Here is a 15,750-nt window from a genome sequence, read left to right on the forward strand (position 1 = left end):
CTGTTTGATCATAATCTCCAGGCAAATAGTTCAAATGCTTATAAATATAAGTACAACGGAAAGGAGTTACAAGAGACGGGTATGTATGATTACGGTGCAAGATTTTATATGCCGGATATTGGGAGATGGGGAGTTGTAGATCCGCTTGCGGAGAAATATAGAAGACATTCTACGTATGCTTATGCTGTGAACAATCCGATTAGATTTATTGATCCTGATGGAATGCAGGTTATGGATCCAGGAGATAAGTTTAAAACATTAAGGGATGCAGCAAAAGATTTTGGAAAAGAATATAATGGTCTTTCAATTAATTACAATGTAGAACTTCGGACGATGTTTTATCAAGCGACAGATAAAAGCGGAGAAACTTATTATAGTTATTCTGTTCCTGCTGTTGGTTCTGAGGGTATGTCGGGAACTGTTTCTCCAGAGCAAGTAGCTGCAGTCTCAGAGTTAGGTGAAATCGTAGGTGATGGTCATACACATTCAGGAGATAGAGTAATATCAATGGATGGAAAAGAATACAGTGGTGCTAATAAATTTTCCGGTCAAGATGTTTCAGCATATAATAATACTTTAACAGATGGTGGTCAAAAAATAGATAATGGTTATGGAAAACCTGTTACAGGATATGTAGCTACACCAGATGGAGGATTAAGAGAATATACACCAGGTGTTAGTAACAATTCTGACTCTAATAAAAAAGCTAACGATGGGAGATTTATTAAAAATCATGACCTTCCCGTTGCTTCAGATCTACCTTCTGATCCTGCTTCTAGAAGCCTGAGACTAAATAAAATACCACCTACAACAATGCCTAATGTATTGCCTACGGGATTTGATCCTGAACAACCTAAAAGATATTAGTTATGATAAAGAAAGTTTTAGTAATGTTATGCTTTATACCTTTACTTGTTGTAGCGCAAGAGAATAAAAATAAAAAGTGTAAAGATAAAAATAGAGGAATAGATCAATTACCTTGTAAAATTACCTACCGTTATGGTACAGATGTAATCCCTGATGAAGATGCTGCAATCAAATACACAGATATTCTTATAAATAAGGGAGAATTATTAAATCCCGAGAAAGCAAAGCCTTATCAAATTAGCTTAATTGCAGATAATAAAGTTTGGCATATTGTCGTAAAAAGCTATAACTGCAGAGACTGTAAGATATACATCAATATTAATAAAAATACGGGAGAAGTATTGAATTTTTACAGATCAGAAGATTAAACCCTCCCTGCTCGCGCGCGATTGTATCGTGTGGCAGATAATAAAAAAACCTCGCAATTTGCGAGGTTACTATAACTATAAGTACAACGGAAAGGAGCTCCAAGAGACCGGAATGTATGATTATGGAGCGAGATTTTATATGCCGGATATTGGAAGATGGGGTGTTGTGGATCCGTTGGCTTTTCTCTATTTTAATAAATCTTCATATAGTTACTCCAATAATAATCCAGTAAATTTCATAGACCCAGATGGAAAGCAAATAATTGGAGCAACTAAAGATGATGCATTGCAAGTGCAAAATGATATCAATTCTATGTTTGCAGATAAAAGATTTGATAGTTTTAGATCTTTGATTAATATTAAAGGAAAAACATTTAATAAAATAGATGAAAAGCAATTAAAAAATGTTTTATCAAATACTGATTTATCTGAAGATGACAAAACTTTAGTGGAAATTGTTTCCAATACAATAAATTCTTCTGATGAACATGTTGTAGAATACGCAAGTATAACAGAAAATGTTTCTGAAAATGCTGTTTCTGAATTTGGACTTCCAGCGTTTATTGATAAAGAGCAGACTGTGAAGACATTAGGTGGTTTTCCAGCTAGTATTTTTTCATTAGGTGGTGGTAGAACTACTCAAACTAAAAAAGGTACTTTTTCTTTAATAGTAACTGGTGGTAAGCAACCTCAAGATTATGTAGATTCCAATGGAAATAGTATATCGAATCCAGCGGGAAGACCTGTAATTACAGGGCATGAAATTTTCGGGCACGGAAGATCTTTAGCGACTGGAAGGGGTGATTCTAATCAGCACCAAGATGCAATTAAACTAGAAAATCTTATATTAAGAGTTATGGGTCATAAAAATGTTCAAAGAAGTGGTTTAGATCATAAACCTTTTACTACAGTTCCAAATGGTAATCCTGAATTTAAGTAAAGTAATAAATATGTATAAAAAAATTTTAATGATTGTTTTTATATTTTTTATAAAAACAATTCAAGCACAACAACAACAACAACAACAACAACAACAACAACATATTCCAAATAAAATGAAGAGCGATATAGCTGATTTAATTGGAAATGTTAAATTAAAAAATAATCTTTCAGATTTTATAATTTATAATATTGGGAATAATTTTTTACTAATTAATAAAAATAAAGAAAAATATGATTATTGGTTATTCGAAAAATCATTTAATTATTCAACTCAGAAAAATATTTATCAGATTTTAAAAGAAAAGAAAGATTTTAAAGAAGATTTATTAGATAAACTCTTTTCAAACGAATATTGTAGAGAATATCCCTTTGATGATACAGGTCAAGAATACATATATTATGTAAAATTTTTAGAAAATCAAAAAAAGTGTGAATTTTTTATTCCATATTATGGTTATAGAAAAAATATTAAAATAAAGAAACCAATTAAAAAAAAGTATTTAATGTATCTTACAAAAGAGGTTATGAATTTGTAAAATATTGTATTTTAAATCAAATAAGCTATTTATGTTTTGGAAACCGATTATCTGGATGGTTTTCAGTATAAATTTACCAATGCCTGGGAAGATGAGACAATGACCATGATGAATGATGAGATGAAACTGAGAATCATTCCGACTTCTGAAGGTTATTATGATGCATTACTCAATTTGTATGTTTATAATTACACTGACCATTTAGGCAATGTAAGAATAAGCTATGGTGACGGCGACCATGACGGAATTATAAAAGGAAGGGATGAAAGAATCAGCCATTGCTCAGATGCCGGAAATGGGAATCAGTATTGCTATGACGAGTTTTTTCCAGGGGAAATTTTAGCTAATAACACTTATTATCCTTTCGGGATGTTGTTCGATCACAATAATCAGACAAATAGTTCTAATGCTTATAAATATAAGTACAACGAGAAAGAACTTCAGGAGACCGGAATGTATGATTACGGCGCAAGATTTTATATGCCGGATATTGGGAGATGGGGGGTGGTTGATCCTTTGGCGGAAAAGATGACTCGTCATAGTCCTTACAACTATGCGTTTAATAATCCTATCAGGTTTATTGATCCGGATGGAAGAAAACCAGATGATTTTATATTCAACGAAAAAGGTGATTATGTAGGATATAAAAAAACAAAAGTTGATCAAATTGTAATACAAGACTCAAAGACAAAAAAAGAGACTGGAAGATATAATATGAATGACCCTAAAGAAGATGCTAAAGCGATAAAAGCAGGATTAATAACAAAAGTCAAGTTTGTAAGCGAATCTCAAATTAAGGGAGAAATGGTTCGTAATGGAACAAAAACTACTACTGAAAATAAATGGAAATATATTGAGCGAGAAAGTAGACCAGCAGGAGATGAATCTGTTATGTCGGGAAAAAGTAGCGGAAAATTGGATGCCGTATCAACAAGTCCGCTTGTAGAATCAGGAACTTTACATTTAGTTCATGGAAATGGTGATTGGAAGTTAGGGACAGCATATAATAATTTTGATTTTGGAAATTTTTTATGGGGACAATCTGGAAAAACATTAGGGTTTGATTTAACAACATTAAAAGTAGCCGCTCATCTAAATAATGCTAAAAATGGACAAACTGACAATCCTGGATTAAATACTGGCTTTTTTGATTCGCCTGGTGACCAAGCTGCAATAGAAGCAGGTTTTTATTATCCTAGCGGTCCTCCAAAATTACAGGGTAACCCTGGTGCATTTGAGTCTATATCACCTAAATTTTAATATTCTTATGAAACTATATTTAATTGCTTCAGTGTTTTTATTTTTTTCTTGCACAAGTAGTAAAAATACATATCAAGAAAAAGTAGACTTGATTAAGAATGATCATTATGAAATATTTTTTGGAGTAAATATTGACTCCAGAATGATTGGAAACAATAAATATATCTATCCCGATTATTTAATTGAAAATAATAATAAAAATTTTTTGCTTCCAAATTTTCTCTACTTTAAATGCAGTGATGATTTATCTTGTATAGAAAAAAGTTCAGACAAGAAATATGATATTTATGAATATGCAAGATTGAATAATGTTGATGATAAGGATGCTGTAAAATTTATTTATCAACAATCTGTTGAACTAAATACAGTATTTAATCGCCTGAATATTAAGCGTGTTGTTAGTAAGAATATTACTATTGGAAAATGCATAATATTTTTCCCAAATGCGAAAGAATTTATTGCTTATGTTCCAAATTCTAAGGAGATTAAAAATAGTTTTTGGAAAGAGAGATTTACAAAGAAGAATCAAGTTTATGAAAATTGGTTTGCCGGAGCATATTAAGATCTCCCCGATGCTCGTGGTATTGCAAGTACCGGTGTAAGAGAAAATAAAGATGGCACCTATATTGTTGTAAGCGCAAAAGATGATGGAAATACTGGAATTTATCGGGCGGATTATGTGGAAAACAGAGAACGTAGAGCATCACTTATAGAAAATATTATCAGAGGAGAATTGATAAATAATGGAATTAAAAACATGAAGCTATCTAGTGAATATTCGGCACAAATGATGAGATATGATTCTAAATCCTTTTTAAAAATGCAATTACAGACTGTCCGGCTATGCAAGTGTAAAAGAAGGAGGGAAAGAGATGTTTGTGATGTCTACTGAGTTTAAAAAACCTCAAGAAGGTGTAGGAGGATATTTTGCATGGATGATGCTTAATGATAAGAATGTGAAAATGACAGAATTTACTCATTTGCATCCTGGTTGAACTATGGTTCCTTCGGGTTTTAATGGATATGGTTCTCCAACAGAAGGCGATAGAGGTAATAGAATTCATTATGAGAGTGAATTTTATAAAAACAGAATTCCTAATAAATTTAATATTGTCATTCCAAATTCTAATAAAACTATACGATATGATTCATATAATTTTGAAGTCAAATAAAATAAAAACTATTATTTTTTGCTTGTTTACTCTCCTTTCATGTGAAAATAAAAATGATATCAATCTAACAATTATAAAAGAAGCTAATGGAATGATTGCTAAAACGATTGATAGAAATAGTAAAAATGTAATTTATAGTTATAATGATATTAAAGGTAAGGATTCAATCATTGGCTTAGCATATGGTCTACCTATATATGAAAAAGATAAATATTTTTTACAAAAAATAGATAATGAAAAAGTTTTATTGATAGAAAAAAATATTTCAAAAAAATACTTTAAAACAGAGGTTTTGCAGGTGGCAAACGATTCCATTTATTTTAGGAGTAAAAATTATTTTCCTAATATTAGTGAGCCATACTTTATTAATATTTATATTGGAAATAATAAAGTGCTTAAAATCGATAGACAAAATGTCCCTGACTAGTCCCTCTGATGCAGATCAGGATGGAGTTGTTCAGCCGAGAGACATGAGTTATCAGGAATGCACCGACATGGGAGGTGGAAATGTAGCCTGTATTGATATTTGGAAACCCGGAGAAATTGTAGAAATAAATAATTATTACCCTTTTGTATTGATGCACAATTACACGTCTACAACAACGAACGCTTATCAGTACAAATACAACGGCAAGGAGCTTCAAGAAACTGGGATGTATGATTACGGTGCAAGATTCTATATGCCCGATATTGGAAGATGGGGGGTCGTAGATGCTTATGCTGAAAAGCATACTGATCTTAGTGGTTATAATTATGAAGTAAATAATCCTATTACGTTTATTGATCCCGATGGAAATAAAATTATTATATACAGTGGGGACGATAATAAAAATCAACAAGAATACACCTATCAAAAAGATAGAGATTATTCCAAAATAAAGGATAGTTTTTTAGCAGATACATATAAAGCACTTGATGCGTTATATGTCGCTTCAAATATTGAAATCGATGGAAGTCAAGTAAATGTTTTGGAAACATTAATCTCAGACAAACGTGAATTGTCCATAATTGAAGCTTGTGAAAGTTGTTCTACTTCTTTTTCTTATGGTAGAAACTTGCAAGATAAAAAATCTAATTCTAGTGATTTTAAGAATATTGGAACTTTAAAATTTTCAACTACTAAAGGTGCATTGTTTGATGATGTCAATGACTCATCATATAATGATTTAAAAAAACAGTTTGAAAGTGGAAAGTTTTCAAAAACTTCAAAAATTAATTCTCCAACATCGCTTCTAGGTCATGATTTGGTTCACGCATACAATTTTACGACTAGTACAAATGGATCAAAAACAACTAATGAATATCAAGCAAGAGTAAATGACATTTCAACTCGACAAGGATCTCCGTATTTTAAAAATGCAGAAGAAAAATACACAACAGGGGTTTCGACAAAAATAAATATGAATCTTAAAGAAAGCCCAAGAACTAATCATCAAGGTTATGATGTAACAACTTCGGGTGTCCTATCAAATCAAATAAAAAAATAGATATGAAGAAGTTAGTTTCATTAAGTTTATTATTTTTTATAATTTCTTGTATTAGACCAAATACCGATTCAAGTTTTTCAAAACCAATAAAAATAATAAAATTTATGGGGGTAGATAGTTATTCTAATAACATCAATCCTGAAATATTTTGGACACACACTGACGAGCATATGTTTTTGTTTATGGAAAGAGCGGCTTTTCTTTCCGATATAGAAACATACAAAGAAACATCTAACAGTTCTCTTCATGAGTATATTTATGCTTTTATAACTCCAAAAGATACCTTATATTCGGATTACACCCTCAAATCATGGATATTGATTAGGGGTAATAAAGAAAAGTATTATTATGATGAAAAAGGAAAAATATCTGAATTTTTGAAAACTACATATCCTTTTTTTAGAGATTGTTCATATTTACAAGACAGTAAATAACAAAAAACTTCCCAAGCTATCAATATAAGTACCAAGGACAAGAGTTGCAGGAGACTAGTTTTTACTCGTTTAAGTGGAGAAATTACATGCCTGATGTTGGCAGGTTCTTTAATATTGATCCGCTTGCCGAAAAATTTACCTATAATAGTCCTTATGCATTTGCTGAAAATAGGGTTATTGATGGCAGAGAATTAGAAGGATTAGAATGGGTCTCAAGCCGAAACTTAGAAAATAAAACCGTTAACTGGCATCTTACTTATAAAGCTGTTAATAATGCACCGGGAGTTCTTTCCAAACAGCAAATGTCTGCTTTGACAAGGGATCGTGAGGCTCAAATAGCTTCTTCCTACGGAGGAAAAGATTCTGCAGGAAATCAAGTAAGTGTTACTTTTAATCAAAGTGAAAAAGCTACAATTTCTTGGGAATATAATATGGGGTATGATTTAACTAAAGTTAAAGGTGCAGATACAACACCCAAAGCAGAACAGGACAGAGCTGCCGCAACCCTCGATGGAATAACTGACAAATTGGGAGATACGCAAAACAACAGAAGTCAAATTAATATTGGTTTGACAAATGGTATAGAATGGAATAATGAAATTGGACAAATTGATTGGGACAAATCTAATATGACTACTGTTGCAGTGACTGGTGCTCATGAGACAGGACATGAATTAGGACTTGATCATACAGATAAAGAGACGTTAAAAAATCCCAAAAGTTTATTGCGTGAATTTCCAAAAGGAACGCAAATTAGTCCAGCTCAAAGAACTCAAATAACAAATTTAATAGAACAACAACAAAAACAAGAATAAATGAGAATAATGAAATATTTACAGATTACCTTTTTAATTTTATTATTTTGCAGTTGTTCAAATGTAAAATCAATTTATGATAAAGAATTGACTGTTGATAAAAATCACAGAAGATCAAATTATATTATTGATAAATTTGAGATAAAATCAGATAATTCAATAATTTATTTTACCAATGGTTTTAAAGATGATAATCTTGAAGTGATAAATGGGAAAGATAAAATTTACAGTAGAAATTTAAAGACTATCGAGCAAATAAGCCAAGCTGGATCTTGTATTGTAAAAAATAATATTGAAATATCAATAATGGTCAATAACCAAAATAAGATTATATTAAACAATAAGAAATTAAAATTATATAAGTTTATTTATTTAGAAAAACAGGGTGAAAAATATATTGTAACTTATACTAATAAAGCTCGTTCTTTTATGTAATACCCTTGCTCTCCACGATTTTATATTGTAGCAGATAATAAGTAACCTCTTATTTAATAAGGTTACTTACCATTATAAGTACAACGGAAAGGAGTAACCGGAATGTATAATTACGGCGCAAGATTTTATATGCCGGATGTTGGTAGATGGGGTGTCGTAGATCCGCTAAGTGAAAAATATCGCAGACATTCACCTTACAACTATGCAGTAAATAATCCAATCAGGTATATTGACCCTGATGGCAGATTTATCATTGATCCAAATGCAACAAAAGAACAACGTGTTATAATTCAAAGAGCAATAAATATGGCTAAAATGCTACTTAAAGACGAAAAATTTCTTCAAGCTATGATGGCTAAAGGACATTTAAGCCGCTCGCAGATAATGAATGACTTTACTGATGGAAAAGGACCTAAATTAACTTTAAGTAAAGATTTATTTGGAAGAGCTTTCGGACAGTATACGCCAAATGGTAAGGGATCTGGAAAATTTGAAATAAATGCAGTAACCACTGATAATGCATCAGAATTCTCTGAAGATTCACAATTGAATGTAATTTTTCTACTTGTCTCTACAATAATGCATGAAGATGTACATAGAGGAAATGATGCTGCTGGAATCAATGAACATGAAGAAGGTGTAGAACAAGGCGAAGCTTTTGAAGAACAAGCTTTTGGAGAAAGTGTGCAATATTCCAATTCTGAGGAAATTAGAACCCACTTCAATAGTCATTTTAAAAAGGCTTTTAATTCAAAAATTTTTAAAGAAAATATTGAGGCAAAAAACGAATTAAAGAAGTATGAAGAAAAAAAAGTAAATGACAAGATAGATGTAAAAAAACGTATGGAAGAATATATATTAAAAAGCAAAAAATAACTTATGAAAACTATTTTTTTATTTCTATTACTAATTAGCTGCAATCCGGAAAAAAAAGAGATTGTTCAGGAGGATTATTCAAAATTACTTGAAATAGCATTGAATATTTGTCCAGCAGTTGAAAAGTATTATCACTTTGAGATTGAAGAGCGAAGAACAATAAATTTATTATCAGGGAAAAATACTCCTTTAACAGGAAATATAATGTGCTTTGGTTATAAAGTTAATTATGGAAAAAAATATCAAAACAATAAAAGTACTTGGATTGAAATTTGGAATTACAAAAAAATTAATCCAAATGAGTTTTACTTATTATACAAGATTGAAAATGAAGGAGTGTTCATAGAAACAACAATAAAAAAGTCAGATGGTAAATGGACTACAAATGATTGTAAAATAAGTGAAACAAAATCCAAAAAGAGGGATCTCTAAATTTATAAAATTATAAGCACAACGGAAAGGAGTTGCAGGAGACCGGAATGTATGATTATGGAGCCAGATTCTATATGCCGGATATTGGTAGATGGGGTGTTGTGGATCCGCTCGCGGAAACTTCGAGACGTTGGTCGGCTTATAGTTATGCTTACAACAACCCGATAAGATTTATAGACCCAGATGGAAGGCAGAATGAGGAAGCGAATAATAGTTGGTCTAAAGATAAAATGATAATGAATGAAGGTATTATACCGCCTGATTGGTATAAAGATAATGAGACAGGCAATATTGCATGGCATGATGGTAGTGCGGAAAGAGCTGGGCAAACAAATATTACAGAAAAAGCAAATGGAGGTCCTATTTCCATAAGCGGAGGGGGCAATAATAATATTTTGAATACTGATGGGAGTATTACTAGCAACGGAGAAACCATAACAAATGGGTATTCTACAACCACATCTCTTGGAAGAACAATAACTTCTCGAAACCCTTGGGAAGCAATCGTGAATGCGGATGGTGGAGAACCAGGTCAAGGAGGAAATCCAGGATTTAGATTGCCAGATTTTTATACACTAAATTTAAGTATAGGAGGTGCTGCTGGATGGAATGGTACTGTTACAGCAGATAGACACGGTCAAATATATATATCCCCTTTTGGAGGTAGTGTTGGTAAATCAGCAACATTGGTTTCTGGAAGTTTAACTACAAATTGGATGTTACAGGGAAGTACACCTACATCCTCTGAAACATATAATTTTCTTTCGGGTCATGGTATAAGTGCTGGGGCAGGATATATCGGAGGAATAAATTGGACGGTATCGCCTACAAATAACGGAACTAAAAATGCTATTGGCTTTGGAATTTATTCACCTCAAATTGGAGCGAGTTACAATTATACACCGGATACATTTTTGGGAGTTCCATTAATATTAAATAAAAAATAAATGGAAAAATTGATTGGAATATTTGTATTTTTAATTATTTCGTTGGTTCTTTTTGTAATAGGATATTCTTGTATTTTCAATACAAGAAATTTTGTAAATAAATTTGCTCTGCTAGTTTATAGAGAAAATTCAACATTATTTAAAATTGCTACAAGTGATACTAATATTAAATGGGTAAAGGTAAGTGGAATTGGGATTATATTTTTTTCTTTACTATTGTTTTCATTAGCTATCTATAGGATTTATCAGGTGTATTGGTAGTACCAATGATTATTATCCTTTCGGGATAAATATTCCGAGAGAAGGAAAAGCGATGGTTGGGGTAGCAAGTTTGTACAATTATAAGTACAATGGAAAGGAGTTGCAAAAGACCGGAATGTATGATTACGGCGCAAGATTTTATATGCCGGATATTGGAAGATGGGGTGTCATAGATAATAAAGCTTAAAAATACTCGCCGATGTCTCCCGCTGCGCAAAGTCTGTGACTTTGAGCGGAAAAATAAAGAAACCTCGCAAAATGCGAGGTTTCTTTATTTTATAGTGCAGTTACATTTTTATTAAAAAAGTCTTTAAATTTTTGTTTTGTGAGCATCGTTTCGAGCATAGCAACGATTACATTTTTATCTTTTTCTTCTAACCCGTTTATCAGTTTTACTTGCTCTATTAGGGTTTTATCTTCCACTACAATTTCTGTAGTAACTTTATTGTCCGGATGCACAATCTGGTCGATAGAAACGCCATAAAATTTAGCGAGTTTATCAAACATCTCAACAGAAGCTTCATGCTGTCCTTTTTCAATTTTGGAGTAAGTCAATTTACTACACCAATGTGTAAAGTGACTTAATTTTTCCAAAGCCCAAGCTTACACACTAAAATATGGATTAATTACTTCTACTAAAAAATTTTTTTTTCCTTTTTACTTTTTCGCGCTTTATCTTATTCCTTATAAGTGCAATACATATTATTAAGACACAAAATATGGCTATAATTATAGAAAATCTCTTAATGTTTGTATGAGAGGTTTTGAACAGTATTATATTTCTGATTTCACTGGGAAGAAGAATTAAAATGATGTCAACAATGAAAATTGAAATTACAATTTTATTTCCTGGTGTTCCCAATTGTGTAATGTTATTAATGAATTTATTCATGTCAAAGAATTTATAGCAAAATAAAAAACACAGAGAGAATGAAATAATCAAAGATTATTTCACAATCACCTGATACGATCTTACAGTAGATTTTGTCACTACTTTTATAATGTATAATCCTGTAGCTAATGATGAAGTTGGAACTTCTGTATTACCAGTAAATTTACCCGATTTCACCAATTGCCCTTGAGCAGAATAAATAGTATAAATACCTTCTTTTGCAGATTCGGCTGATTGTATGTGAAGATTTTCTCCTGCCTTTACGGGATTAGGATAAATTTGTGTATCAGTTTCCAGCAAAGGAGTATCAGAAATTTTCTGAACCAACTTACCTGCATTTTTTGCAAATACAGCATACGGTGACAGCGGAGAGTTTGGTGCGCCTCTGTTTGCTAAATCAGTATCAACAGTATTTTGGATTCCGTCACTGTCCAGATCTCTGGTTCTGGATAAAAAACCTCCTCCCAATACATCAAGATACGCCTTTCCTATAGCATAGAGATCGTATTCAGAATTATTTGATACTATATCTAAAAAATCAGGAATCTGATCTCCATCAGTATTTTTAATAGTATATTTTAGAGTACCAGAATCTGAAGCCGTTTCCAAAATATCAGCTATCCCATTCGTTCCTACCGATATTCCACTATCTATAATACCGTTGTGATCTGTATCTATCTGATCAATAACTGAAGTAGGAATGCCAGATTCATAGAGATCAAGAATTCCGTCATTATCAGAGTCAAGATCACGATAATTCGGAATCCCATCTCCTAAAACACTTACATATATTAAATCTCCTTCTGCATCATCATTTTGTAAGAGATCATCTTTATTTGTATCTTCGATTGAATCAGGAATACCGTCATTGTCTGAATCTAAGTCACAGGCGTCTTTAATGCCGTCACCATCTGTATCTACAGCATTAGACTTATCATTTACAGCATTGCATCCTTCCGCACAATCCGGAATACCGTTACCATTTGTATCAATTGCGTCATTACCGTCAGGACAAAGATCAAAACAGTTTGGAATACCGTCATTATCATCGTCTTTACCTGCAAATGCGTTGTAAATTTTATATTCCTGAGGAAACCGTATGCCCGTCCCGCTGTAAAAGGTAATTTTTATCCTGTTAAATGGCTTGGTCGACTTTCCGCCAACATAAAACTGATTGGAGTTTGTAGTAAAGAAATTTCCGCTGAAAAGACTTCCTGTACCTGTAAAAGTATCTGTTGCTGTATTGTTATTATACAGTGTTACCGTGATATTTTCAAGCACACTGACGCCTATAAGATTGGCAGCTTTCTCAAGCGTAAACCCTGCAAACGTGTTGGCAGGTAGAGTAGAATTACTCTTCACAGTAGCATATGCTGAAAATATACTTAAAAAAGATGTGGCAGGTATTGTTGCCGTAGCAAAATTAGTTTTATCTGTATCTGTAATTCTTTCAGGATTTATCATTTTAGATAAAACAAGACCGAATAATCCGAGTCCCGAAGTCCACGAAGATCCGGTGACCAAACTTCCTTCAATAGCAGAACCACTTACCTGTATTTTGTCATCACAATTACAGCTTACCGGTTCTTCAAATGCATAATACACTTTTAAAGACCCTAAATTGACCCCAACTGTCTGTGATACTTTCAGACGAATCTCGTTAAACGGTTTAGTTGTATTGAGAGATACTTTTTGCTTTCCGCTCCCAAATCCCAATACTTTGATATTGATAAGACCTCCACCATCAAACAGTGTTTTAGAATCCTGAAGCTGTCCGAACAGATAAGTTTCAATTGAAATGTTTTTCAAAAACTCAGCGCTCAGCAATTTACCTTCATCATCCGGAGAAATTACAAATCCGGCTCTGTTACCTGCAGGATATACCTGGTCCTTATCAAGTAATCCGACAGAATAAGATCCTAAAAATCCTGCCGGAAGAACAATCTTTCCAAAGCTGTTTTTGTCTCCGTCGCTTATTCTTTCCCTGTTTTGCACAAAAGATAAAGGTGCAATAAAGCTACTACTTCCTGAAACATTATCTCCAACGCTGGAACCTGCGATAATATCGTCGCATATTCCATTATTTTCATTAATCATGGCAGCAGGATCAAATGCAAAAGCATAATATACGTTCATCGCACTAAATAAAGATAATGCATTTGTCTGATACAGACGGATCTCATCAAATTCTTTTGTACTTTTGAAGTGTAAAAAAATTCTGTTTTTTGATCCCCCGAATGCCGGAACGGTAAGAAGTGTGCTGCTTGTTGAGATTTCTTGCTTTAAGCCTGCTTTATAAGTTTCAATTCTTAAAGAACTTAAAAGTTCTGCGGTGATATAACTGGTTCCTGTATCAACATTAAACCCCGCAATATAGCCCGCCGGATACGTTGTGAATGTGTTTTTTACCGAAATACCGCTACCGCTTACCAACGAGGCAAAATTACCCATGCTTACTTTATCATTAAGATCTGCATTCACAACAGGAGATAAATTTCCGTTATAGCATGCCAGACAAAACCCGGTATTGTTTACAGCCTTTACTTCTGCACCCATTCCCTGAATCGGAATATAGCCCTGAGCCAACAAACTATTTGATATCATCAGCATCAAGGCAAATATCCAATTACTACGAAATAATTTTTTTTTCATTTAATAATATTGCTTTAATTAGTTTCTTTTTTATAAATTTTTTAATTGTTTAGCTGAGTCCATAGGTAAGTACTTGCCCCGTTTTTCCTGCAGCCATAAAAATGTCCGACACCTCCTGTCGTTTCCCAGTAGATCATGTTTCCTACTGTATTTGAATTGCATGAGGATGATGCAGGTACTGTTGCCGTTGATGTTACTGTAGAAGATATTTTTAAGTTTACAGCATTTTGTAAATATAAATCTGCAGGATTATCAGTACGGCCTGGGATTGAAGCAGGAAGCGCATTAATGACTACTCTTGTATTATCCGAATTGTTTTGGCTGTAAAAATAATGATCGAGATTGGCATAAACTGACTGTCCCGGAATAGAGGCAGTTCCGGAGACCCCTACGACAACGGTATTGTTGTTTGTTGTGGTGTTTGAGCTGCCCAGTGCAAAACCATTGGTAGAAACTGTATTTCCAGATCCAAAAGCATATCCCGCAGAGTTGTTATTAAATCCAAAGGAATATGCAGTTCCTACATTATACCTTCCGACTGCGAATGCAGAAGAACCATTTAAAGTATTTTTTGTGTCATCAGCATTGTTATAACCGTTTCTGGTTCCGATAGCAGTTGCGCCGCCGACTACAGAATTTGTATTTCCTATTGCTATAGAATTAAAATTTGCACTGGCAGCTGTTGCATCATTATTTCTCCCCAAAACAATTGTGTTTGAAGCATTATTACTGGCAACAACATTTCCGCTTCCCCAGCTCAGAGCTGAATTTGCGCTGCCACCTCCCGAGAGACTTCCATTGGCATCAAAGACTGCTCTGGAGTTACCTCCTATTGCCAATACCAAATTGTCATTGGCACCTTTAGTACCTAAATAGTTTGCAGAAGAAACAGGGCTTCCTAAAGTTTCTGTTACAGTTGCTATTTCTGCGTCTGTGTTCCCTGTAGTATGCCAGTCATTTGTCTGGAGTTGCGTTCCTGTACTCATTTTAACCCACTTATTGGCAGGTGAGCTGTAGTAATAGTAGCCTTCACTTACTACATCAATGGTCTGACCGGCGGGTGAAGTGTCGCCAGAAGTAACATATACAATGCTTCCATTCTGATCGGTGCCATAGGTTTTTGCCCTTAATTGTATCCCTGTGAGTCTGGGAGCAATAATTCCATCTAATTTTGTGGTATTTGCAGGATCACCTACTACATCCAGAGTGCTTTTCGGGGCTTCGGTATTAATCCCAATCTGTCCACTAACGATGGATGTTGATAACCAAAAAATTGAAATAGATAAAATACTTTTTTTCATAATTTATTATTTGTTTGTCATTTATATCTTGTTGTATTTTTTAAAAATTAAAATGGCAGCATTTACTTTATAA

At 33.1% G+C, this 15,750-nt stretch carries 16 protein-coding genes and 2 pseudogenes; 15 read left to right on the forward strand and 3 right to left on the reverse strand.

All coding sequences use genetic code 11. From position 1 onward, the window contains the following. The 15 genes and pseudogenes from AC4FQ5_RS17745 to AC4FQ5_RS17815 form a co-directional block, all read left to right on the forward strand. Nucleotides 1-867: RHS repeat-associated core domain-containing protein (locus tag AC4FQ5_RS17745; RefSeq protein ID WP_491145484.1), on the forward strand; the 867-nt coding region annotated here is incomplete at its 5' end. A 2-nt stretch (nt 868-869) separates the two neighbouring features. Further along, on the forward strand, nt 870-1,235 hold the full coding sequence (locus AC4FQ5_RS17750; RefSeq protein ID WP_491145485.1) for a hypothetical protein: 366 nt from the start codon (nt 870-872) through the stop codon (nt 1,233-1,235). A 70-nt stretch (nt 1,236-1,305) separates the two neighbouring features. Beyond that, a pseudogene (locus AC4FQ5_RS17755) lies at nt 1,306-1,500 on the forward strand (RHS repeat-associated core domain-containing protein); the annotation flags it as partial. A 685-nt stretch (nt 1,501-2,185) separates the two neighbouring features. After that, a complete protein-coding gene (locus AC4FQ5_RS17760) occupies nt 2,186-2,713 on the forward strand; it encodes a hypothetical protein (RefSeq protein ID WP_491145487.1) in 528 nt (175 codons plus the stop codon). Nucleotides 2,714-2,749: 36 nt separating this feature from the next. After that, nucleotides 2,750-3,973 carry an RHS repeat domain-containing protein gene (locus AC4FQ5_RS17765; RefSeq protein WP_491145488.1) on the forward strand — a complete coding sequence of 408 codons (1,224 nt, stop codon included), beginning with the start codon at nt 2,750-2,752 and terminating at the stop codon, nt 3,971-3,973. Nucleotides 3,974-3,980: 7 nt separating this feature from the next. Continuing rightward, nucleotides 3,981-4,535, forward strand: a complete 555-nt coding sequence (locus tag AC4FQ5_RS17770) for a hypothetical protein (RefSeq protein ID WP_491145490.1) — start codon at nt 3,981-3,983, stop codon at nt 4,533-4,535. Nucleotides 4,536-5,116: 581 nt separating this feature from the next. Next, a complete protein-coding gene (locus tag AC4FQ5_RS17775) occupies nt 5,117-5,572 on the forward strand; it encodes a hypothetical protein (protein ID WP_491145492.1) in 456 nt (151 codons plus the stop codon). Continuing rightward, nucleotides 5,559-6,632, forward strand: coding sequence for an RHS repeat-associated core domain-containing protein (locus AC4FQ5_RS17780; RefSeq protein WP_491145494.1), 1,074 nt, complete (start codon nt 5,559-5,561; stop codon nt 6,630-6,632). The genes AC4FQ5_RS17775 and AC4FQ5_RS17780 overlap by 14 nt, the downstream gene beginning before the upstream one ends. A 2-nt stretch (nt 6,633-6,634) precedes the next feature. Next, nucleotides 6,635-7,066, forward strand: coding sequence for a hypothetical protein (locus tag AC4FQ5_RS17785; RefSeq protein WP_491145495.1), 432 nt, complete (start codon nt 6,635-6,637; stop codon nt 7,064-7,066). Next, nucleotides 7,063-7,881, forward strand: coding sequence for an RHS repeat-associated core domain-containing protein (locus tag AC4FQ5_RS17790; RefSeq protein WP_491145634.1), 819 nt, complete (start codon nt 7,063-7,065; stop codon nt 7,879-7,881). The genes AC4FQ5_RS17785 and AC4FQ5_RS17790 overlap by 4 nt, the downstream gene beginning before the upstream one ends. 9 nt (nt 7,882-7,890) lie before the next feature. Then, on the forward strand, nt 7,891-8,316 hold the full coding sequence (locus AC4FQ5_RS17795; protein ID WP_491145497.1) for a hypothetical protein: 426 nt from the start codon (nt 7,891-7,893) through the stop codon (nt 8,314-8,316). A 102-nt stretch (nt 8,317-8,418) separates the two neighbouring features. Next, nucleotides 8,419-9,192, forward strand: a complete 774-nt coding sequence (locus AC4FQ5_RS17800; protein WP_491145499.1) for an RHS repeat-associated core domain-containing protein — start codon at nt 8,419-8,421, stop codon at nt 9,190-9,192. A 3-nt stretch (nt 9,193-9,195) separates the two neighbouring features. Next, a complete protein-coding gene (locus tag AC4FQ5_RS17805) occupies nt 9,196-9,624 on the forward strand; it encodes a hypothetical protein (protein WP_491145501.1) in 429 nt (142 codons plus the stop codon). 11 nt (nt 9,625-9,635) lie between these two features. Beyond that, nucleotides 9,636-9,815: pseudogene (locus AC4FQ5_RS17810) on the forward strand (RHS repeat-associated core domain-containing protein); the annotation flags it as partial. Between the two features lie 1,009 nt (nt 9,816-10,824). Continuing rightward, nucleotides 10,825-11,019 (forward strand): RHS repeat-associated core domain-containing protein, encoded by a 195-nt coding sequence (locus tag AC4FQ5_RS17815; protein WP_491145636.1) that lies wholly within the window; start codon nt 10,825-10,827, stop codon nt 11,017-11,019. A gap of 89 nt (nt 11,020-11,108) precedes the next feature. Here AC4FQ5_RS17815 and AC4FQ5_RS17820 read toward each other — a convergent pair whose 3' ends face one another. The 3 genes from AC4FQ5_RS17820 to AC4FQ5_RS17830 all read right to left on the reverse strand — a co-directional run bounded on the left by AC4FQ5_RS17820 (nt 11,109) and on the right by AC4FQ5_RS17830 (nt 15,677). Beyond that, the gene (locus AC4FQ5_RS17820) at nt 11,109-11,387 is read right to left on the reverse strand and encodes a helix-turn-helix domain-containing protein (RefSeq protein WP_491145502.1); all 279 of its coding nucleotides are present in this window, start codon (nt 11,385-11,387) and stop codon (nt 11,109-11,111) included. A gap of 391 nt (nt 11,388-11,778) precedes the next feature. Next, a complete protein-coding gene (locus tag AC4FQ5_RS17825) occupies nt 11,779-14,376 on the reverse strand; it encodes a T9SS type A sorting domain-containing protein (RefSeq protein WP_491145504.1) in 2,598 nt (865 codons plus the stop codon). 41 nt (nt 14,377-14,417) lie between these two features. Further along, nucleotides 14,418-15,677: a hypothetical protein gene (locus AC4FQ5_RS17830; protein ID WP_491145506.1), complete on the reverse strand. Its 1,260-nt coding sequence runs from the start codon at nt 15,675-15,677 to the stop codon at nt 14,418-14,420. Nucleotides 15,678-15,750: the final 73 nt, after the last annotated feature.

The sequence above is a fragment of the Chryseobacterium sp. DT-167 genome, from assembly GCF_058310155.1.